Genomic DNA, 1,250 nt, shown 5'->3' with positions numbered 1-1,250 from the left:
TACAGTGCTAATACTTATACTCTTCACTTCCCTTTTTAAATATCATTTTTTCTAGCTAACAGAGTTGCAATTAGCAAATTCCTTGCAAATTGCTTACTTACTTTCCTTAACTTGACGCGTATGATTGATAGATGGCGGCTGGACGGCACAGTAGTTTTTAATTCTTAATATTTGTTAGTTATTGAGAAATAACTAACAATAAAAACTTCTTGCAAAAATTTAATTTACTCCTTTACACTTGAAATAAATCAAAATTTATTCAAGGAGGAATTGATGCAAAAAAACATCTACATTTTCAAACTGAAGAAATTACATAGAGTAAAAAATACCAAATTAATTCATTTTAAAGATGAACTGGGTAGACCCATAGATGGGCAGTTAGTTATAGGATAAGTTAAAGAAGTAAAAGCAAAAGAATTTTCTAGACCCATAGAAGTTGAGGTAAAACGTAATTTGGGTAAGTTTAAAAAAGCTCTAGCTTATCTTGGAATTATTAAAAATACTAAAAAAGTTATTAAAGAAGAAAAATATACGGAAAAAGTAGTAAGCAAAGAAGAGAAAATTATAGGTACCTATGAATTAGGCAATTTTACTAATGATAAGCATTCCATAGAGAATTTTTTAAACAACTTAGATTGCCATGAAGAAAAACTTTACGCATATGATCTAATGGTACAAAAATTGGAGAGGTAGATGCTTTTGGAACAGTAGTATTAGATGAGAATATTAAGTGTGATGAAACTATTCTTCAAAAAAATGGTCAATTCTTAGATTTAGAAGGCAAAGCTTTACAAAATCAAAATCAGTTGATACAAAAAAGTAGTGGAGTTTATCATTTAAGCACTTCTACAGACATAAAATATTTTGATAAAGATGAAGATATTAAGACTTCAAGAGGTGTTACGAATCTTAACACAAAGCCCATAAAAAGTGCTCTTAAAGGTAGCAGAGAAGCTGCACAAATAGGAGAAAAACTACGAAAACAATAAGAAGAACAGAAATGTACGGGAATTAAAAAACCAAAAGGTGCTAAACTTACAAAAGTAGGAATTCCGGTAGTTCACACTAGATGATAACTAGATTATAAGTGCTTGACCATTAAACGTATATATTATATGACCACACTAAACAACTCTCAGCTATAAGCTGAGAGGTTATAAAGTGGAATCGATTAGAAATCGATCATCATTAATAGGCTCACCTTCTTGCTCATCAATATACTGCTGTATCATTTCATCAGTAATATTACC

2 protein-coding genes and 1 pseudogene are annotated in these 1,250 nt (G+C 30.0%); 2 read left to right on the top strand and 1 reads right to left on the bottom strand.

Features of this window, described 5'->3' with window-relative positions:
• Positions 1–453: 453 nt before the first annotated feature.
• Both ACKTSD_RS00935 and ACKTSD_RS00930 read left to right on the top strand, forming a co-directional pair.
• Positions 454–693 carry a hypothetical protein gene (locus tag ACKTSD_RS00935; protein ID WP_412707589.1) on the top strand — a complete coding sequence of 80 codons (240 nt, stop codon included), beginning with the start codon at positions 454–456 and terminating at the stop codon, positions 691–693.
• Between the two features lie 113 nt (positions 694–806).
• Positions 807–989: a hypothetical protein gene (locus tag ACKTSD_RS00930; protein WP_412707588.1), complete on the top strand. Its 183-nt coding sequence runs from the start codon at positions 807–809 to the stop codon at positions 987–989.
• Positions 990–1,154: 165 nt separating this feature from the next.
• Here ACKTSD_RS00930 and ACKTSD_RS07800 read toward each other — a convergent pair.
• Positions 1,155–1,250 (bottom strand): annotated as a pseudogene (locus ACKTSD_RS07800) (IS200/IS605 family transposase); the annotation flags it as partial.

The sequence above is a fragment of the Candidatus Rickettsia kedanie genome, assembly GCF_045865205.1.
GTDB lineage: Bacteria > Pseudomonadota > Alphaproteobacteria > Rickettsiales > Rickettsiaceae > Rickettsia > Rickettsia australis.
This window is presented reverse-complemented; position numbering and strand designations above follow the sequence as displayed.